Here is an 18,740-nt window from a genome sequence, read left to right as displayed (position 1 = left end):
CATGCGCACCCCCACCGGCCCCGGCGGCCGCCCCCGGTCCGTGAGGGTCAAGGCCCCGGGCAAGGTCAATGTCTCGCTCCAGGTCGGCCCGCTCCGCCCTGACGGGTACCACTCGGTCGCGAGCGTCTACCTCGCCGTCTCCCTCTTCGAGGAGGTCACGGCCACGAGCACGCCCGAGCCGGGCGTCACCGTGAGCCTCGGCCCTGACAGCACCCTCGACGTCGACTCCCTCGACATCCCCCTGGACGAGCGCAACCTCGCGGTCAAAGCGGCCCGGCTGATGGCCGAGATGACCGAGAACCCCACGGGTGTGCACCTCACGATCACCAAGCGGGTCCCGGTGGCCGGCGGCATGGGCGGCGGGTCCGCGGACGCCGCCGCGACGCTGCTCGCGTGCGACGCGCTGTGGGGCTCGGGCCTCTCACGCGAGGAGCTCGCCCACGTCGCCGGAGAGCTGGGGGCCGACGTGCCCTTCGCGCTCCTGGGCGGCGCGGCGGTGGGACTCGGGCTCGGCGACCAGCTCTCGCCGGCGCTTGCCACGAGCCGCTTCGACTGGGTCCTCGTCCCGGCGGAGTTCGGCCTCAGCACCCCGCGCGTGTACGCGGAGCTGGACCGGCTCCGTCAGGCCGAGGGGGTCCACGCTGCCGAGCCGACCGACGTCGAGCCGGCGATCCTCGCCGCCCTCCGCACGGGGGACGCGGGAGGACTCTCCCATCTCCTCGTCAACGACCTGCAGCGGGCGGCGATCGGCCTGGCGCCTGGGCTGCGCGACACCCTCGGGTGGGCCGACTCCCACGGCGCGCTTGCCTCCATGGTCTCGGGCTCCGGCCCCACCATCGCGCTCCTCGCGCAGGATGCCGATGCGGCCGCGGACCTCGCAGAGGACCTCGGGCACCGGGGTGTGGAGGCGTTCGCCGTGCACGGGCCCGTTCCCGGGGCCCGCATCGTCAGCGATACGGTCCTCTAGCCCCTCTCGTCCTCGAGTCCCGCCGGACCCCACGACGCGCGGCCGGGGGCGGCGGCGGTAGGCTTCTGTCGTCCCATTCCCGGTCCATGCGAAGGACGTTCCACCTGTGGCACACCTGCTCGGCGGCGAGAGCCTGGCCCTTTCCTTCGGCACCCGCACGGTGCTCGACGGCGTGACGGTCGGCCTCAACGAGGGCGACCGGATCGGCATCGTCGGCCGCAACGGGGACGGCAAGTCCACGCTCATGCGGCTCCTCGCTCAACGGCTCGAACCCGACGCGGGGCGCGTCACCAAGCGGCGCGACGTCAACGTCGGCTACCTCGACCAGACCGACGTCCTCGACGGCGACCTGAGCGTGGGCGCGGCGATCGTCGGGGACCGGGCCGACTACGAGTGGGCGTCCAACCCGAAGATCCGCGACATCATGGGCGGCCTCGTGGCGGACGTGGACTGGGAGGCCCAGGTCTCCTCGCTCTCCGGCGGCCAGAAGCGCCGCGTGGCCCTGGCCAAGCTCCTCATCGAGCCGCACGACGTCATCATGCTCGACGAGCCCACCAACCACCTCGACGTCGAGGGCGTGGCCTGGCTCGCGCGGCACCTCAAGACCCGTTGGCGGCCCACCGACGGCGCCTTCCTCGTCGTCACCCACGACCGGTGGTTCCTCGACGAGGTCTGCACGGACACGTGGGAGGTGCACGACGGCATCGTCGAACCGTTCGAGGGCGGCTACGCGGCCTACGTGCTGGCCCGCGCCGAGCGCGACCGGATGGCCGCCGTCGTCGAGGGCAAGCGCCAGAACCTCATGAAGAAGGAGCTTGCGTGGCTCCGCCGCGGCGCGCCCGCCCGGACGTCCAAGCCCAAGTTCAGGATCGACGCCGCGAACGCCCTCATCGCCGACGTCCCCGAGCCCCGCGACACGGTCGCGCTCTCGACGATGGCCACGGCCCGGCTCGGCAAGGACGTCATCGACCTCGAGAGCGTGACCCTCGCGTACCCGTCGGCCACAGCGCCGGCCGACGGCGCCCGGCCGCTCCTCGACAACCTCACCCTGCGCCTGGCGCCAGGAGAGCGTGTGGGCCTCGTAGGCGTGAACGGCGCCGGGAAATCCACCCTCCTGCGCCTCCTCTCAGGCGAGATCGCCGCGACGTCGGGACGGGTCAGGCGGGGCAAGACCGTGGTGCCGGCTGTCCTGAGCCAGGAAGTCCGGGAGCTCGACGACGTCGCGGACCTGCGGGTCGTGGAGGTCATCCAGCGCGAGAAGCAGACGTTCTCGGTCGGGGGCAAGGACCTCACCGCCGGGCAGCTCGTCGAACAGCTCGGCTTCACCAATGAGAAGCAGTGGACCCGCGTCTCCGAGCTCTCCGGCGGCGAGCGGCGTCGGCTCCAGCTCCTGCGGCTCCTCGTGGGGGAGCCCAACGTGCTCATGCTCGACGAGCCCACCAACGACCTCGACACCGAGACCCTCGCCGCGGTCGAGGACGTGCTCGACGGCTGGCCGGGGACCCTCGTGGTGGTCAGCCACGACAGGTACCTGCTCGAGCGGGTCACGGACCACCAGCTCGCCCTGCTCGGGGACGGCAAGGTGCGGGACCTGCCCGGCGGCGTCGACCAGTACCTGGCCCTGCGCGAGGAGGCGCTCGCGGCAGCTGAGAGGGCCACGGGCGGCTCGGCAGGAACGACGGCGGGAGCGGCCTCTGCCTCAGGACCCGCCTCGGCGGCGGACTCCGCTTCCGGCGGCCGCGCGCCGTCGGACGCTGCCGGCTCCTCGCGGCACAGCGAGGCCGAGAAGCGCGAGGCGCGCAAGGAGCTGTCCCGGATCGAGCGCCAGCTGACCAAGCTCACCTCCCAGGAGGAGAAGCTGCACGCCCAGATGGCCGAGTCCGCGGAGGACTACGGCCGCCTCGGTGAGCTCAACACGCAGCTGCAGGGCATCCTCGCCCAGAAGGACGAGCTCGAGATGGCCTGGCTCGAGGCCTCGGAGATCGTCGAGTAGGGCGGGAGTCCCACCGGCCCCGAGGATTCACCTGTGCGTCATCCCGACGGCACCTGCGGGCCCTACGCTCGGCCTGTTGGTGCCACGTCGGCAGCCGAGGGCTGCCGCGCCGGAAGGGGACGCACATGGGTGGGCGTACTGACGACTTCACGCTCGTGGTGCCGGGGGATCCCGTCACCGTCACGGCGCCCGGGCGGCTCGTCATCGACGGGACTGTCGACGCGGTTGCGCCCGACGGCTCCGTCCTCTGGGTCGTCGAAGACGGCGGCCAGGGCCGGCACATGGTCCACCGCACGGACGCCGCCGCCGTCCAGCTCCGCTGAGCCGTCCAGTCCCGCTGAGTCGTACAGCCGCGCTGAGCCGTCCGGTCCCGCTGAGTCGTGCAGCCCCTGCTGAGCCGGGCCCGCGTGCGCGCTCTGGAAGCTCCCAGCACGGGAGCCTAGGATCGTTCGGATGGGCTCCCTCGTCGACGCGATCCTCTCGATGCCGCCGCTGCTGGCATACGTGCTCGTGTTCGCGTTCGTCTTCGCCGAAGACGCGGTCTTCGTCGGGTTCGTCATCCCCGGAGAGACCGCTGCCGTCCTCGGCGGGGTCATCGCCAACCAGGGCAAGGCGGATGTGTGGATCATGGCGCCGCTCGTCGTCGTCGCCGCCGTCCTCGGCGACACGGTGGGGTACGAGATCGGGCGGCACTTCGGTCCGAGGCTCCTGAAGCTGCGGGCCTTCAACCGCCACCGCGGCAAGCTTGACGACGCCGAGGCATTCCTGCGCACGAGGGGCGGCTGGGCGGTCTTCCTGGGCCGCTTCGTCGCGTTCTTCCGCGCGGTGATGCCCGCTCTGGCCGGAACCTCCCGCATGCACTATCCGCGCTTCCTCGGGTTCAACTCGCTCGGGGGCCTCGTCTGGGGAATCGGCTTCACGCTCCTCGGCTTCCTCGCCGGCGCCTCCTACAAGGCTGTCGCCGGGGCTGTGGGCAGGGACGCGGCGGCCATCGTGGCGCTGATCGCCGTCATCGCGCTCATCGTCTGGCGCGTCCGCAAGGGCCGCAGGGAGCGGCGCCGGGAGAGCACGTCCCGGCCGCGGCCCGCCTCGGATCCCTCAGACGGCCACTGAGGCCAGTGCCCCCCCGCGGCGCGAGTGCGGCGCCATACCCGGTGCCCGAGCCGTGCTGCCATCCGTGGCAGAATTGGAGACTGTGCCGCGCCCGTCCTCGCCGAGGACTCGCGCGCACTCCGCCCTGGTGTAATGGCAGCACGCCGGCCTTTGGAGCCGTGCAGTCTAGGTTCGAATCCTAGGGGCGGAACGGGGCACGGCTAGAATGGCCGCGAGCCCCACACGCGCCAGCCGATTCGCGACAGGAGAGCCAGCGACAGTGAATGCGGAGACCCCCGGACGCAGCGGAGCGGCACACGAGCACGCGGAAGGACGCGATCAGGAGCAGCAACAGCAGCAGGGGCCCGCGGCGGTCATCGTCCTCGCGGCCGGAGCCGGGACCCGCATGAAGTCCCGGACCCCCAAGATCCTCCATGAGCTCGGCGGCCGCTCAATGGTCGCCCACGCACTCGACGCAGCCCGGGGCCTCGCGCCGCAGCGCCTCGCCGCCGTCGTGCGCCACGAGCGGGACCTGGTTGCCGCGCACATCGCCGGGCACGACCCCGACGTCCTCATCGTCGACCAGGACGAGATCCCGGGCACAGGCCGTGCGGTGGAGGCGGCCCTGGAGGCGCTCGACGCGCAGGCTGCGGCCGGAGGCCACGGCGAGCTCACGGGCACCGTCGTGGTGACCTACGGCGACGTGCCCCTCCTGACGACCTCCCTGCTCAGAGACCTCGTCGCCGAGCACGAGGCGGACGGCAACGCCGTCACGGTCCTCACGGCCGTGCTCGACGACGCGACCGGGTACGGCCGGATCCTGCGGGAATCGGACGGGACGGTATCTGGCATCCGTGAGCACAAGGACGCCAGTGAAGCGGAGCGGGCCATCCCGGAAGTGAATTCGGGCATCTACGCGTTCGACGCCGCCGCGCTCCGCGACGCGCTCACCCAGGTCACCACCGACAACGCCCAAGGCGAGAAGTACCTCACAGACGTGCTCGCGATCGCCCGGGCCGCCGGCGGACGCGTCTCGGCCCTCGCCACGACCGACCGGTGGCAGGTCGAGGGCGCCAACGACAGGGTCCAGCTCCAGGCGCTCGCTGCCGAGCACAACCGGAGGACGGTCGAGGCCTGGATGCGCGCCGGCGTCACAGTGGTGGACCCCGCCACGACATGGATCGACGCGACCGTCCAGCTCGCCGCGGATGTCACCGTCAAGCCGAACACCCAGCTGCACGGTGCCACCGTGGTGGAGCGGGACGCCGTGATCGGCCCCGACACGACGCTCACCGACTGCCTGGTCGGGGAGGGCGCGACGGTCAAGCGGACCGACGGCACCCAGGCCGAGATCGGGGCGGGCGCTACCGTCGGGCCCTTCACGTACCTCCGTCCCGGCACCCGTCTGGGGGCAGAGGGCAAGATCGGCGCGTTCTACGAGACGAAGAACGCCGTGATCGGCCGCGGCGCCAAGCTCTCCCACCTCGGCTACGCGGGGGATGCGGAGATCGGCGAGGGCGCCAACATCGGCTGCGGCAACATCACCGCGAACTACGACGGCGTCAACAAGCACCGCACGGTCATCGGTGCGCACGTCCGGACCGGGTCCAACACGGTCTTCGTGGCCCCCGTGACGGTGGGCGACGGCGCCTACACTGCCGCCGGCGCCATCGTGCGCAAGGACGTTCCGCCCGGAGCGCTCGCGCTCTCCGTCAGCCCGCAGCGCAACGCCGCGGGCTGGACCCAGGCCCACAGGGCCGGCTCGCCCTCCGCGGCCGCCGCACAGTCTTCCTCCTCCGCCACCCCCACTGAGAAAGTTGAAGGCAAGTAGATGACCGAGATCACGGCCCACGGCGAGAAGCGCCTGGTGCTCGCCTCCGGGCGCGCACACCCGGAGCTCGCGCAGGAGATCGCCAAAGAACTCGGCACCGAGCTCCTGCCGACCTCGGCGTACGACTTCGCCAACGGGGAGACGTATGTCCGCTTCGAGGAGAGCGTCCGCGGCGCGGACGCCTTCGTGATCCAGGCGCACCCGGCGCCGATCAACAACTGGATCATGGAGCAGCTCATCATGATCGATTCGCTCAAGCGTGCGAGCGCGAAGCGGATCACGGTGGTCTCGCCCTTCTACCCGTACGCGCGTCAGGACAAGAAGCACCGCGGCCGTGAGCCCATCTCGGCCCGCCTCATGGCGGACCTCTACAAGACGGCCGGTGCAGACCGGCTCATGAGCGTGGACCTGCACACGGCACAGATCCAGGGCTTCTTCGACGGCCCAGTGGACCACCTCATGGCCATCCCGCTGCTCGCCGACTACGTCCGCACGCGGGTGGAGCTGGGCAAGGTCACCGTGGTCTCCCCGGACACCGGCCGCGTGCGCGTGGCCGAGCAGTGGGCCGAGCGGCTCGGGGGGGCCCCGCTCGCCTTCGTCCACAAGATGCGCGACGTCAACGTGCCGAACTCGGCCGTGTCCAAGACCGTCGTCGGCCAGATCGAGGGGCGCGACTGCGTGCTCATCGACGACATGATCGACACCGGCGGCACGATCTCCGGTGCGGTGTCCGTGCTCGAGAACGCCGGCGCCCGCTCCGTGATCATCGCCGCGACCCACGCGGTCTTCTCGGACCCCGCCGCGCAGCGGCTCGCTGAGTGCGGCGCCCGCGAGGTCGTCGTGACCAACACGCTCCCGATCCCCGCGGAGAAGCGCTTCGAGACGCTCACCGTGCTCTCGATTGCCCCGCTCATCGCGCGCGCGATCCACGAGGTCTTCGACGACGGCTCGGTCACGAGCCTGTTCGACGGCCGGAGCTAGCAGGCAGAAGCCGCGCATGACGGCGCCGTCCCCGGCTATGGCGGGCACGGCGCCGTCGTGCGTCGTTTTGGAGAGCTGCCCCCGACCCCGGTAGGATGGACGCCGAACCTTGGCGAGGGAGCGCCCGCTCCGTGATCGACTGGGTCTGGCACTCCTTCGCGACGCCCTCCGGGGTGAAGGCGGAGGTCGGCAGACCTCGCGCCAACGAACCTGAAGGAGACACCATGAGCGAGAAGCTCGCAGCCGAGAAGCGCACCGAGTTCGGCAAGGGCTACGCCCGCCGCACCCGCGCCGCCCACAAGATCCCTGCCGTCATCTACGGCCACGGCGCCGAGCCGATCCACGTCGCCCTCCCGGGCCACGAGACCATGATCGCCGTCCGCGTGCCCAACGCCCTCCTCACGCTCGACATCGCCGGCGAGGAGCACCTCGCCATCGTCAAGGACATCCAGCGCAACGCCGTGCGCCAGACCATCGAGCACATCGACCTCCTCACGGTGCGCCGTGGCGAGAAGGTCACCGTGGACGTCCCCGTGCATGTCACGGGCGAGGTCGCTGCCGGTGCCGTCGCCAACCAGGAGGCCGTCACCGTCTCCGTCGAGGCAGAGGCCACGCACCTGCCGACCGCCCTTGAGGTCAGCGTCGAGGGCCACGAGGCCGGCCAGCACGTCCACGCCTCCGACATCGCCCTCCCGCAGGGTGTGGCCCTCCTGACCGACCCCGAGACCCTCGTGGTGAACGTTGCCGAGGCCGTCGAGGTCGCCCCCGAGGAGGAGGCCGGCGAGGCCGAGGCTCCCGCCGAGGCGCCCGAGGCCGAGGAGGCCTCCGCCGAGTAGTCTTCCGACTCCTCACCCGTCAGGCGGCCCGTCCCACCCGGGGCGGGCCGCTTCGACGTGGCGGCCCCGGCCGCCGACCCCGCCGTCGCCTGCCAGACCAAGGAGCGCATCCATGAACGACACCTGGCTCATCGTGGGCCTCGGCAACCCCGGGCCCGAGTACAGCGGGAACCGCCACAACGTGGGCCAGATGGTCCTCGACGAGCTCGCCTCGCGCATGGGCGGGAAGTTCACCGCGCACAAGGGGGCACGCGCCGTCGTGCTCGAAGGACGCCTCTGGGTCGGCGGACCCCGGGCTGTGCTCGCCAAGCCCTTGACCTACATGAACGTCTCCGGAGGCCCGGCCTCCGCCCTGGCCAAGTACTACGGCATCGAGCCCTCGCACGTAGTGGCCGTACACGACGAGCTCGACATCCCGTTCAACACCGTCCGGCTCAAGCTCGGTGGAGGAGAAGGCGGCCACAATGGCCTGCGGGACATCTCGAAGGCGCTGGGCACCAAAGACTACCTCCGCATCCGTGTGGGCGTGGGCCGGCCGCCGGGCCGCATGGACGCCGCGGACTTCGTCCTGCGCGACTTCGCGGCGTCGGAGCGCAAGGAGCTGCCGTTCCTCATCGACGAAGCCGCCGACGCCGTCGAGATGCTCGTGCGCGAGGGCCTCACCGCCTCCCAGCAGAAGTTCCATCCCGCCAAGGCGTAGCCCGCCCGTGGCGTGCACCTGCCGAATATGACGCGGGCTCCTGACCCCCGGTGCCCAAGCGCGGTATCGTGGGCGCGGGCAACGGTCCGCCGGGGCGGACTGTTGTAGGGTCTGCGGAGGTTCCATGGGGATGAGGCTGGGGTTGTCCGGCGACGGGCACTTGGCCCGTGAGGCGCGTGCGCGGGTCGGCGACCGCTTGGCGTGGGCGCGGGTCGTGCGCGCGCGCGACGTCGGGAACGCCCTCGAGGCGCTCGCGGATCCGGCCACGTTCGGCGTCGTCATCACCGGGGATCCGAGCCTTGCGAAGTCGGCAGTGGGCTCGGTCGTGCTGAACGACCTCGAGGCCACCCACCACACAGTCCGGCTGCGCAGCACGATCGTGGGAACCGAGACCCCCTACGGCGCACTCGCCGTCCTCCTGGCAAGGCTGCCGGAGGACGCGCAGGACGACCCCGTCAGCATCATGCGCGGCATCATCGCGCTGCTCACGGCGGCCGCCGGGGGCAGGCCGACCGTGCTGCTGCTCGAGACCTCCAACAATCTGGACGAGCTGAGCACGGCCACGCTCGTGAACATCATGGTGACCGGCACGGCCAAGCTCGTGGTGGTGGCGGACAGGGCCAGCGACCTCCCTGCCGACTTCCACTGGATGCTCGCCGAGGAGCGCCTCCGGGAGGTGCCCCTCTCGACCCTCTCCGCCGATGCGATGCACGCCGGGCTCCGGGAACTGCTCGGGGGCATCGTCCCGCAGACCGTGAGCCTCCAGCTCGAGGCGCTCTCGCGGGGCAACCCGCAAGTGGCCTTCCTGACCGTCGCCGAGCTGCTCGCGCGCGGGGACCTGGAAGCGGTCGACGGCGTGTGGGTGCTCGCGCCGGATGCCGACACGACCGGGATGAGGCAGCTGGACGACCTCGTGCGGGCTCGGATTGAGCGGCTCCCCGCCGGCATCAAGAGCGCGATCGAGGCGATCGCCTGCGCCCGCCGCATCCCGCTCGCGCGGCTCACCACCGCGTTCGGCCATGAGGACATCGCCCGCATGGAGCGGGAAGGCCTCATCGCGGTCGAGGAGACGGGCCGGCATTCGGTGACACTCACGGACCCGCTCATGGGAGAGGTGGTGCGCGGATGGCTCTCGGTGCCCCGGCGCCGCGAGCTCCGTGCACTTCTTCTGGCTGACGGACTTCCGCCGCTCGAGGTGCTCACGCACTTCGAGCTCCTCGGACTGGCAGCATGGACGCACGAGTGCCACGCGCAGCTGCCCACCGGGCACGCGATCGCGGCCGCCAAGGAGTCGCTGCGCCTCTGGGACGCCAAGTTCGCGCTCGAGTGCCTGGACTGGGTCGAGCGCGACGAAGCCTTGTGGCCCGAGGTCCAGCGCCTGCGAGCGGGCGCCCTCCTCATGCTCCAGCTGCCCCATCAGGCCCTCGCATGCATGGACCAGGTGAGCGACGCCGAGCTCGAAGCGCAGTCGCGGCTCGACGTGGCGGCGTTCGCCTCCGTCAAGGCCACCGCGATGCGGAGCGTGCCCGGCCGGGCCGACGACGTCCCTGCCTACCTCGACACCGTCCGTGCCCGTCTCCTGGCGAAGGCAGGAGGACCCGACGCAGCCGGGGCCGGCCGAGATCCCGGCGCCGGCCGAGAGGGCGGCGCGGGCCGAGATGCCGACGGCACGGACCGCATCGTGGCGGCGCGCCTGGACCTTGCCGAGTTCGAGTACTGGGCCTTCTGCGGCGACTTCGCGCGCATCGTGGACCGCCTTGAGGCCGCGGTCGCGGAGAGCCAGCCCGCCGAGGAGGAGGCCCGTCTTGTGATGGCGAGCATCCTCATGGAGGCCCGCACCGTCCTGGGACGGGAGCGCGACGGGCTCGCGCTGCTGCACGAGCTCACCTCCGAGATCAGCCTCACGAGCGCATCGATCAGGGTGCGGCAGGCCTTCGCCACCCGCGCCTTCGACGTACTCCTGTACAACGGGCACTGGCGCCAGGCGCTCGCCGTCCTCCGGGCCACTCCTGACACCTCATCCCACTACCTGCGCAGTTCCGGAGCATCGGTGGAACTCGCGACGGGGCTCGCGCTCGTCATGGCGGGAAGGGGACAGGAGGCGATGGGCTCGCTTCAGGCGGCCATCGCGCTGCTCGAGCGGAGTCCGGCGGCCAGGTGGCTCGGCCTTGCCTACGCGGCTGCCGCCTTCGCCTGCGCCCAGCGGGGCGATGCGGCGGCGACCCGGTCCTGGCTCGCGAAGCTGGACTCGTCCGAGCCCGCAGAGGCCTACCGCACCCGCTTCTACACGCAGTTCTGCTCGGACATGGCACGGCGCTGGATCGGGGACGCCCACGCGGCCGCCCGGCTCGTGGCCTCTGCCCGTGAGGACATCGCGCACGGACGGTGGAATCCCGCGGGCATCAAGCTCGTGGGAGCTACCGTGGACGCCCGGCCGGACGAGCTGCGGCTCCTCGAAGAGGTCTGCCGGCACCGGCAGGGGCAGCTCGCCGAGATCGGGGGCCTCCTGGCGCGGGGCACGCGCACGGGCAGCCTGACCGATCTGGCTGCGGCTGCGGACCTCGCGGCCGGCCTCGAGCTCGACGCTGTGGAGTCGCGCTGCGCCGCCGTCGCCCTGGACAAGGCGCGTTCCCGCGGGAACACGGTCATGGCCAATCTCATGCAGGCGCGCCTCGACGCGCTCGAGGGACGCGTCGCCGTCCTGCCTGTCACCCCGAGCCAGGCCACTCCGACGCTGACCCAGCGTGAGCAGGAAGTCGCGGTCCTCGCGGCCGCCGGCACCTCGAATCGGCGCATCGCCGAGGACCTCGGGCTCTCGGTCCGCACTGTCGAGGGCCACCTCTACCAGGTCTTCGCCAAACTGTCCGTGTCGAACCGGGGCGAGCTCGCCGGCCTCGTGGTGGGCGGTGGCCGCGGCGGGCGCCCATGAGCGGTGAAGCCCGGAGCCCGTTCGAGCCGAGGGACACGGCGCGCGTGGTGGACCTCATCCGCCGTGCTGCCACCGCCGCCGTCCTCGTGCTCGGCGAGATGGGCGTCGGCAAGTCGGCACTGCTCGACGGAGCCTGCCGCCGGCTCGAGGACACGATGGAGCCGTTCCGCCTGCACGGCAGCCCCGCGCTATCCAAGGTGCCCTATGGTGTCCTCGCGCCGTTCCTCGGCGCGCTGCCCGCGGACGAGGCCGGGTCGCGTGTCCAGGTGCTGCGGGCGTTCTGGAGGGCTGTCGAGGCCCTTCGGCGGGACCGGAAGCGCGACCTGCTCCTCGTGATCGACGACGCGCAGGAGCTGGATGCGGCCTCGAGTGCCGTGGTCGCCGAGCTCGTCTCCGCCCGCTGGATGAAGGCCCTCGTGGCGGCTCCCAGCGGCGCGGCACTTCCGCGGCCGCTCATGGAGCTGTGGCTCGACGGGGGAGTTGAGCGGGTGGACCTCGGACCCCTGACGGTCGCCGAGGTGCGGGAGTTCATCGAAGCGGCTGTGGGGGGCGCGGTGCTGCCCTCGGTCGCCCAGTACCTGTGGCAGGAGTCCGAGGGGAACCCGCTTGTCCTCGGCCGCATCGTCGACGAGGCGCGCCGGGCCGGTGCCCTTGCCCTGCGTGGAAAGACCTGGCTCATTACGGCAGACCTCCCGGGCCGAGGTGAGGGACTTCTCGGGCTCGCCCGGGCACAGCTCGCCCGGCTCACGGACAACGAGCGGGAGGCGCTGAGCCTGATTGTGGTTGCCGAGCCGGCGCCGTTCGAGCTCATCGAGCGGGAATGCGGCGCGGAGGCCATCAGCCGCCTCGTCTCCACCCGGCTCGTCCGGCCCCCCGAGGGGCCGGAAGGGGTTCTCCGGCTGCGCCACCCCGTCTACGGGGACGCGCTCCTGAACCTCATCCCGTACACCACCTCGCTCAAGCTGCGCCGGCATGCCACCGCCTATACGGCCCGTCAGGCAGCCAGTGCCCAGGGGCTGCTCCGGGCCACCACGTGGGCCCTCGAGTGCGGCTTCCCCATCGAGGACTCGACGCTGCTGGACGCGGCGAGGCTCGCCCACCGGCTGTTCGAGAACGGACTGGCGGTGCGCGCGGCGCAGGCCGTGCAGGATCCAGACCTCCAGGCTGGCGCCCGCGAGGTCCTGGGGCAGGTCGCCTACGGCCGCGGCCAGTATGCGGAGGCGGTGGAGCTGCTCAGGCCCTTTGCCCTCCCCGACGGAGCCGTTCGCCCTGGCATCTCGGGGGCGCTCGTGTGGATCGCCGCCAGGATGGCCCTCGGCCATGCGCCGCAGGACATCCGGGCCGATCTGGACCAGCTTCCCGAGGGGGAGTGCCGCATTGTCCTCACGCTCGTCACCGACTTCCTCGCCAATGACTCCGAGCGGGTCGCGGCGGGCATCGCGAGCTGGCGCCGGAGGAACCCGCCCGGCGCCGGAGGCTCGCCGGCTGACGGGGCGGCCGCCGAGTCGGCCGGCGAACGCGCCGCGGAGGCCGTGGTCCGCACGGTCGAGGCGGAACAGCTCCTCGGCGCTGGCCAGCCCGTGCAGGCCATGGCCGTGCTGCGCGGAGTCCTCGAGAGTGCAGTCGCGGAAGGAGCCCTCGAACCGTACGTGCAGGCCTTCGCCGGGGTCCGGCTTGTCATCGCGGACCTCAGCGCGGGCGAGTGGGACACCGCCGAAGCCGACATCAGGAGGTTCCTGGCCGCCACGACCCTCGGACTCGTCTCGGACGGTGCCGCCGCAGAGACGGCACGCGGCCTGGCCCACCTGCGGCGTGGACGGTTCCGGAAGGCGCAGTCCACGCTCCTCCACGCGGTGGACGCTCTGCGCGAACGGGATCCGCAGCACATCCTTCCCCTCGCCGCCGCCGCGGCAGCCTACGCGAGCGCGCACCTCGGGGAGCACGACGGCGCGAGAGACCTCTTGGGCGAGGCAGGCTCCCGCTCCCGGGACTCAGAGGACAGCGCCGTCGTCGCGGCGCCCTTCGCAGGCCTGTTCGCCGCGGCCGCACGCGAGGTGCTCGGTGAGGGGACGGACGGAGCCGGTCTCGAGCAGGTCCTGGCCGATGTCTCGGACCGGGGGCGGCTCGACCTCGAACTCCAGGCCGAGATCCTCTGGTTCGAGGCCGGCCACCGCGACCGGCTCGAACGCCTCGCAGCGGTGGCGCGGCGTTCGGAAGGCCGGTGGGCGGCGTCGGCCGGGCGCACCGCGTCGGCCCTCGCGAGCGGCGACCCCGATGTGCTGCTCGAGGCGGGAGAGGCGCTCATGCGCGCCGGTGCCATCCGCTATGCGCGCGAGTGCTTCGCGGAGGCCTCTCGCGCCCTGGACAGGGCTCAGCGCCGCGCCGCTGCGCGTGCGGCGTGGTCCAGGGCGTTGGAGTGCGGTGCGGCACTTGGCGACGAGGAGCCGCGGAGGCCGCCCCACGCGCAGCGGCTCACGCGCCGGGAGCGGGAGGTCGTGGCGCTGGCCGTGGCCGGGCTGAGCGACAGGGATATCGCTGCCAGGCTCACGGTGTCCGTCCGGACGGTGGAGGGGCACCTCTACAGGGCCTACGCCAAGCTGGATGTGACAAGCCGCGAGCAGCTCACCATGGCGGTGGGCCCCGGGTCGGGTCCGGCGGCACCAGGAGCGGCAGCGCCAGGCCCCGGGGCACCAGGAGCGGCAGCGCCGCGGCCAGAAATCTCGCGGCCCGAAAACTGAGTACACGCCAAGGGCACCCAAGTAGTCCGTGCGCCTCTGCGGCCCCAAAGACGAGTAGTGGCTACGCATGTGCCCAAGATCACAGGGTGGGACTGTAGAGGGGTGGCGGGGCCAAGGCGGCCCGACCACCCTCCCAAGGACTGGGCCGGCGGCGTCGGAACCTCCCCGAGACCAAGGTTCCTCCCCCCAGCCGCCGCCGGCCCGATCTTGGATTCCGACTTGATTTCCCGTGGGACAATGATTCCGGCACGTCTGTGTGCCGTAATTCAGTCTGGCTGCGACCGCAGCCTCGTTCCACCGAAGGAGCCCGCGCCCGTGGCCCTGGTCAAGACGCCGCCAACACTCGTCCGCTCCCAGCCTGCGCTGGATGACGCCGAAGTCACCCGTATCCGCAACGACTTCCCGGTGCTTGACCAGCAGATCCACGGGCACCCGCTCGTCTACCTCGACTCGGGGGCAACCAGCCAGAAGCCGCGCACCGTCCTCGAGGCCGAGCAGGACTTCTACGAGCAGCGCAACGCCGCAGTCCACCGTGGGGCCCACGAGCTCGCCGTGCGCGCCACCGACGCGTACGAGGACGCCCGGGCCGCTGTCGCGGGATTCGTCGGCGCGTCGCCCGAGGAGATCGTGTGGACCTCCAACGCCACCGAGGCGATCAATCTGGTCGCCTACGCCCTCGGCACCGCCGCCATCTGGGCCGAGCGGGGCCGCGGCGGGGAGGCGGTCAAGGACCTCGCCCTCCGCCCGGGGGACGAGATCGTCGTGACCGAGCTCGAGCACCATGCCAACCTCATTCCCTGGCAGGAGCTCGCCTTCCGCACCGGTGCGTCGCTGCGGTGGATTCCGGTTGACGACGCGGGTCGCCTCCGGATGGACGAGGCCGAGAGGATCATCGGCCCGAAGACGCGGGTCGTGGCGTTTGCCCACGCCTCCAACGTGCTCGGCTCAGTCGCACCGGTCACCGAGCTCGTCGATCTCGCGCATCGCGCCGGGGCCCTGACCGTCCTCGATGCGTGCCAGTCCGCTCCGCACATGCCGCTGGACCTCGCCGCACTCGGCGTCGACTTCGCCGCCTTCTCCGGCCACAAGATGCTCGCCCCCACCGGGATCGGCGCCCTGTACGGGCGGCGCGAGCTGCTCGACGCGCTGCCGCCGTTCCTCGTGGGCGGCTCCATGATCACGACCGTGACGATGGAGCGCGCGGAGTACCTTCCCGCCCCGCAGCGCTTCGAGGCCGGCACCCAGCGCATCTCGCAGGCGGTGGCCTTCGCGGCCGCTGTCGACTACCTGGCGCAGGTGGGCCCAGACCGGATCCACGTGTGGGAGAGCGCGCTCGGGGAACGCCTCGCGGAAGGGATCGACGCGATCCCGGGCGTCCGCCTCCTCGGACCCGCACCCGGCACCGAATGGCACGGCTCGCCCCGCATCGGCCTGGCCGCCTTCGACGTCGAGGGGGTGCACGCGCACGACGTCGGGCAGTACCTCGACAGCGCCGGCATCGCCGTCCGCGTGGGGCACCACTGCGCCCAGCCGCTCCACCGGCGGCTCGGGCTCACTGCCTCCACCCGCGCGAGCGCCTACCTGTACACGACCACCGATGAGGTCGACGCCTTCCTCGAGGCGCTCGGCGAGGTCCGCGGCTACTTCGGAGCGGCACGATGAGCCTTGATTCCCTCTACCAGCAGCTCATCCTCGAGCACTCGAAAGCGCGCCACGGGGCCGGACTCGAGGGGGAGCCTGGGCCCCACGAGGGGCAGTCGCACCAGCTCAACCCGGTGTGCGGCGACGAGGTGACGGTGCGCGTCGAGGTGAGCGACGGCGTCGTGCGCGCCATCCGCTGGGACGGGCAGGGCTGCTCGATCTCGATGGCCTCCGCGTCGGTGCTGCACGACGAGGCCGAAGGGCTGACGGTCGAGGAGTTCGGCGGCCTGGTGGACACGTTCCGCGAGATGCTGCGCTCCCGCGGGAAGGTGGCGGCGGACCCGGAGGTGCTCGGCGACGCGGCCGCGTTCGAGGGAGTGTCACGCTACGCCGCGCGGGTCAAGTGCGCCATGATCTCGTGGGTCGCCGCGGAGGATGCCGCACGGCAGGCGCAAGCCTAGTCGTTCGACCGGCCCCGCCGCGCCTACACCGCTCGCGCACCGGGCAGCGCTACCCGGCGCTGCCGCTCTGGAATGCGTCCGGCACGCCGTCCCCATCCGCGTCTTGCGCCTCGCGGGCTTCGACCTGCCGGTAGTGCCAGTTGCGGATGCGCAGCACGACGGCGGCGAGCAGTGCCGCGATCAGCGACCCTGCGAGGATCGCGGCCTTCGCATGCTCGGCGTGCAGGGAGCCGGCGGCGGAGGAGGGATCGAACGAGAGCTCGGCGATGAGCAGCGAGACGGTGAACCCGACCCCCGCCAGGAGCGCCAGCCCGAACACGTCGATCCAGGCAAGGTCCGGGTCGAGGTCGGCGTGGCGACTCTTGGTGACGAGCCACGTGGAGCCGAAGACTCCGATCGTCTTGCCGGCCACGAGCGCCACGGCGATGCCCACGGCGACCGGGTCCCGCAGGGCCGAGAGGATGCCGTCCCAGCCCCCGGGCGCGACCCCGGCCGAGAAGAATGCGAAGAGGGGCACCGCCACGCCCGCGGAAAGCGGCCTGAGGCGGTGCTCGAAGTGCTCGGCGAGGCCGGGGCCGGCATCGGGCCCACCGTTCCGCTCGCTGCGCAGCACCGGCACGGTGAAGGCGAGCAGCACGCCGGCCACCGTCGCGTGCACGCCGGAGGCATGCACGAGCGCCCACGCGAGCGCAGCCAGCGGCACGAGCAGGTACCACGCGCGCACGCGCCGCTGGACGAGGACGCCGAACGCCGCGAGCGGCACGAGCGCGAGCGCGAGGAAGACGGGCTGGAGGTCCGTGGAGTAGAAGAAGGCGATGATCCCGATGGCGAGGAGATCGTCCACCACGGCCAGGGTGAGCAGGAATGTGCGCAGCGCGGCCGGCAGGTGCGTGCTGATGACGGCGAGCACGGCCAGTGCGAAGGCGATGTCGGTCGCGGTGGGGATGGCCCAGCCCTGGAGCGCGTCCGATCCTGCCACCAGGTTGACGCCGGTGTAGATGAGCGCGGGGACCACGACCCCTCCGCACGCCGCGACGATCGGAACGACCGCTGTGGCGGGCCGGCGGAGGTCGCCGGCAACGAACTCGCGCTTGAGCTCGAGGCCAGCCACGAAGAAGAACAGCGCGAGCAGCCCGTCGGCCGCCCAGGCCCCGACGCTGAGCTCCAAGTGCCACGGCGCGTAGCCGACCCGCGCATCGCGCAGTGCGGCGTACGCGCCGCCGGCGGGGGAGTTGGCCCACACGAGGGCAGCGACGGTCGCAAGGAGCAGCAGTGCGCCCCCCACCGTCTCCTTGCGCAGGATCTCGGCGATGCGCCGGTACTCGGGGTAGGTTCCGCGGGCAAGGATCCGCAAGGCGTTCGGGTGTGCACGACGGCGCTGGGCCGGGTTCTCCATCAGCAGTTCCGTTCAGGTCGGGGGCAGCCCACACGAGGTAGGGGCAATCACACGCCGACCAGACTTCCCGGCACACCTGAGAACCATTCTAGCCGGAGGCGAGCGGCGGCCGGCACCTGTGAAGGTCCCGGCCGCCGCTGTCGATCAGGAGGCTCCTCTCAGAAGAGCGTCCTGATGCCCACCACGGCCACCGCGACGCCGAGCGTCAGCGAGATGGCCACGAGGAGGAGGTGGACGGTCAGGAACCGCGTGGCGCGGCCCTCACTGTCCTTGGCCCGCGGGTCCTTCATGACGCGGCGCAGGAACTGCGGCCACACCACGAGGTTCCACACCCCGGCCACGATGAGCAGCCAGGACAGGCCGACGGGGAGCTGCATCAGTTGATCTCCCCGGCGAGCCAGGCCTCGGCCTGGGTCGCCTGGATGTTGAGGGCCTTGCCGACCATGGGCTCTGCAGCCGAGGCGATCTTGCCGCCGAGCAGCGGCACCGAGGAGCTCACGGTGCCGTTGAGCTCGATCTTGGTCGCATCGCCCTCGGCCGCGAGCCGCTGCACGGCGGCGACGTCGACGGGGGCGCCGGCGACCTTGACCTTGATGTCGGCCTGGCGGGAGCCGTCCGCCTCCGGGGCGCCCCAGGTCTCGGTCTGGGTCACGTTGAGGAACTCGCCGACCACCTTGCGGGCGATCTCGGGCAGGCGCTGGGTCGGGAGCTGGCGCACGACGGTTGCGGTGAACGCCCCGGCCACGTCGCCGTCGACCGTGAACGACTCGAGGCGGCCGCCCACGAGCTCGCTCACGTGGCGCTGGAACGCCTCGTCGGCGAACACTGCCGCGACGCGGTCCACGGGGTAGTTGAGGGTCTGGCTGGCTGAGAGTGCCAAGGGGATCCTTCCGTTGGAGCTTGGGGGTGCGGACATGGTCCGTGGTGGCGCAGGGGAGCGCGCCGACACCCATCCTAGGGGTGCCGGATGCGTGCCGAACGTCGGCGGCCGGTCGCGTAAGCTGGGGTAACACCCCGGCCTCATCGAGAGTCGGGGCTGCTGTGTTGTCTGCGAGCGTGCTGCCCGCGGCGCCACGCTGTCGGGGGATGCGTGTGCCGCCTGCGGAGCCGTGCCTCTGGGAGGAGCCCCACCGTGTCTGTTGACGTCGCCCGACCGGCGAGCCGCGAGGGCGCGC

15 protein-coding genes and 1 tRNA gene are annotated in these 18,740 nt (G+C 71.9%); 13 read left to right on the top strand and 3 right to left on the bottom strand.

All coding sequences use genetic code 11. The features are described from left to right. Nucleotide 1 precedes the first annotated feature (1 nt). The 13 genes from IE231_RS07985 to sufU all read left to right on the top strand — a co-directional run bounded on the left by IE231_RS07985 (nt 2) and on the right by sufU (nt 16,169). The gene (locus IE231_RS07985) at nt 2-967 is read left to right on the top strand and encodes a 4-(cytidine 5'-diphospho)-2-C-methyl-D-erythritol kinase (protein ID WP_189693413.1); all 966 of its coding nucleotides are present in this window, start codon (nt 2-4) and stop codon (nt 965-967) included. Nucleotides 968-1,073: 106 nt separating this feature from the next. After that, on the top strand, nt 1,074-2,960 hold the full coding sequence (locus IE231_RS07980) for an ABC-F family ATP-binding cassette domain-containing protein (protein WP_189693412.1): 1,887 nt from the start codon (nt 1,074-1,076) through the stop codon (nt 2,958-2,960). A gap of 125 nt (nt 2,961-3,085) precedes the next feature. Further along, nucleotides 3,086-3,283 carry a hypothetical protein gene (locus IE231_RS07975; protein WP_189693411.1) on the top strand — a complete coding sequence of 66 codons (198 nt, stop codon included), beginning with the start codon at nt 3,086-3,088 and terminating at the stop codon, nt 3,281-3,283. Between the two features lie 130 nt (nt 3,284-3,413). Beyond that, nucleotides 3,414-4,073, top strand: coding sequence for a DedA family protein (locus IE231_RS07970; protein ID WP_189693410.1), 660 nt, complete (start codon nt 3,414-3,416; stop codon nt 4,071-4,073). A 118-nt stretch (nt 4,074-4,191) separates the two neighbouring features. Next, nucleotides 4,192-4,263 (top strand) — tRNA-Gln (locus tag IE231_RS07965). Nucleotides 4,264-4,332: 69 nt separating this feature from the next. Further along, a complete protein-coding gene (gene glmU, locus IE231_RS07960) occupies nt 4,333-5,883 on the top strand; it encodes a bifunctional UDP-N-acetylglucosamine diphosphorylase/glucosamine-1-phosphate N-acetyltransferase GlmU (protein WP_304944923.1) in 1,551 nt (516 codons plus the stop codon). Continuing rightward, nucleotides 5,884-6,864 (top strand): ribose-phosphate diphosphokinase, encoded by a 981-nt coding sequence (locus tag IE231_RS07955; RefSeq protein ID WP_189693408.1) that lies wholly within the window; start codon nt 5,884-5,886, stop codon nt 6,862-6,864. A gap of 224 nt (nt 6,865-7,088) precedes the next feature. Then, nucleotides 7,089-7,700, top strand: a complete 612-nt coding sequence (locus tag IE231_RS07950) for a 50S ribosomal protein L25/general stress protein Ctc (RefSeq protein ID WP_189693407.1) — start codon at nt 7,089-7,091, stop codon at nt 7,698-7,700. Between the two features lie 112 nt (nt 7,701-7,812). Continuing rightward, a complete protein-coding gene (gene pth / locus IE231_RS07945; protein WP_189693406.1) occupies nt 7,813-8,400 on the top strand; it encodes an aminoacyl-tRNA hydrolase in 588 nt (195 codons plus the stop codon). A 130-nt stretch (nt 8,401-8,530) separates the two neighbouring features. Next, nucleotides 8,531-11,329, top strand: coding sequence for a helix-turn-helix transcriptional regulator (locus IE231_RS07940; RefSeq protein WP_189693405.1), 2,799 nt, complete (start codon nt 8,531-8,533; stop codon nt 11,327-11,329). Continuing rightward, nucleotides 11,326-14,067: a helix-turn-helix transcriptional regulator gene (locus IE231_RS07935; protein ID WP_189693404.1), complete on the top strand. Its 2,742-nt coding sequence runs from the start codon at nt 11,326-11,328 to the stop codon at nt 14,065-14,067. Before IE231_RS07940 ends, IE231_RS07935 begins: the two co-directional genes overlap by 4 nt. Nucleotides 14,068-14,382: 315 nt before the next feature. Then, complete coding sequence (locus IE231_RS07930; protein WP_189693403.1) at nt 14,383-15,729, top strand: cysteine desulfurase; 1,347 nt, start codon at nt 14,383-14,385, stop codon at nt 15,727-15,729. Continuing rightward, nucleotides 15,726-16,169, top strand: a complete 444-nt coding sequence (gene sufU, locus IE231_RS07925) for a Fe-S cluster assembly sulfur transfer protein SufU (protein WP_189693402.1) — start codon at nt 15,726-15,728, stop codon at nt 16,167-16,169. The genes IE231_RS07930 and sufU overlap by 4 nt, the downstream gene beginning before the upstream one ends. A 49-nt stretch (nt 16,170-16,218) precedes the next feature. On the opposite strand, the gene nhaA is transcribed toward sufU, so the two are convergent. From nhaA to IE231_RS07910, 3 genes are all read right to left on the bottom strand, one after another. Beyond that, the gene (gene nhaA / locus IE231_RS07920; protein WP_189693401.1) at nt 16,219-17,565 is read right to left on the bottom strand and encodes a Na+/H+ antiporter NhaA; all 1,347 of its coding nucleotides are present in this window, start codon (nt 17,563-17,565) and stop codon (nt 16,219-16,221) included. A 158-nt stretch (nt 17,566-17,723) separates the two neighbouring features. Next, the gene (locus tag IE231_RS07915; RefSeq protein WP_189693400.1) at nt 17,724-17,942 is read right to left on the bottom strand and encodes an SCO4848 family membrane protein; all 219 of its coding nucleotides are present in this window, start codon (nt 17,940-17,942) and stop codon (nt 17,724-17,726) included. Further along, the gene (locus IE231_RS07910) at nt 17,942-18,445 is read right to left on the bottom strand and encodes a DUF2505 domain-containing protein (protein WP_189693399.1); all 504 of its coding nucleotides are present in this window, start codon (nt 18,443-18,445) and stop codon (nt 17,942-17,944) included. The genes IE231_RS07915 and IE231_RS07910 overlap by 1 nt, the downstream gene beginning before the upstream one ends. Nucleotides 18,446-18,740: the final 295 nt, after the last annotated feature.

The sequence above is a fragment of the Sinomonas cellulolyticus genome, assembly GCF_014656475.1.
Lineage (GTDB): Bacteria > Actinomycetota > Actinomycetes > Actinomycetales > Micrococcaceae > Sinomonas > Sinomonas cellulolyticus.
Note: the sequence above shows the minus strand (reverse complement) of the source record. Positions and strands in the feature narration are given on the sequence as shown.

Excerpts from the sequence above, each read along its gene's own strand:
- IE231_RS07935 (WP_189693404.1), top strand. The coding sequence starts at position 11,326 with ATGAGCGGTGAAGCCCGGAGCCCGTTCGAGCCGAGGGACACGGCGCGC.
- IE231_RS07955 (WP_189693408.1), top strand. The coding sequence starts at position 5,884 with ATGACCGAGATCACGGCCCACGGCGAGAAGCGCCTGGTGCTCGCCTCC.
- IE231_RS07915 (WP_189693400.1), bottom strand. The coding sequence starts at position 17,942 with ATGCAGCTCCCCGTCGGCCTGTCCTGGCTGCTCATCGTGGCCGGGGTG.
- IE231_RS07950 (WP_189693407.1), top strand. The coding sequence starts at position 7,089 with ATGAGCGAGAAGCTCGCAGCCGAGAAGCGCACCGAGTTCGGCAAGGGC.
- pth (WP_189693406.1), top strand. The coding sequence starts at position 7,813 with ATGAACGACACCTGGCTCATCGTGGGCCTCGGCAACCCCGGGCCCGAG.
- IE231_RS07985 (WP_189693413.1), top strand. The coding sequence starts at position 2 with ATGCGCACCCCCACCGGCCCCGGCGGCCGCCCCCGGTCCGTGAGGGTC.
- sufU (WP_189693402.1), top strand. The coding sequence starts at position 15,726 with ATGAGCCTTGATTCCCTCTACCAGCAGCTCATCCTCGAGCACTCGAAA.
- IE231_RS07975 (WP_189693411.1), top strand. The coding sequence starts at position 3,086 with ATGGGTGGGCGTACTGACGACTTCACGCTCGTGGTGCCGGGGGATCCC.
- IE231_RS07940 (WP_189693405.1), top strand. The coding sequence starts at position 8,531 with ATGAGGCTGGGGTTGTCCGGCGACGGGCACTTGGCCCGTGAGGCGCGT.
- IE231_RS07970 (WP_189693410.1), top strand. The coding sequence starts at position 3,414 with ATGGGCTCCCTCGTCGACGCGATCCTCTCGATGCCGCCGCTGCTGGCA.
- nhaA (WP_189693401.1), bottom strand. The coding sequence starts at position 17,565 with ATGGAGAACCCGGCCCAGCGCCGTCGTGCACACCCGAACGCCTTGCGG.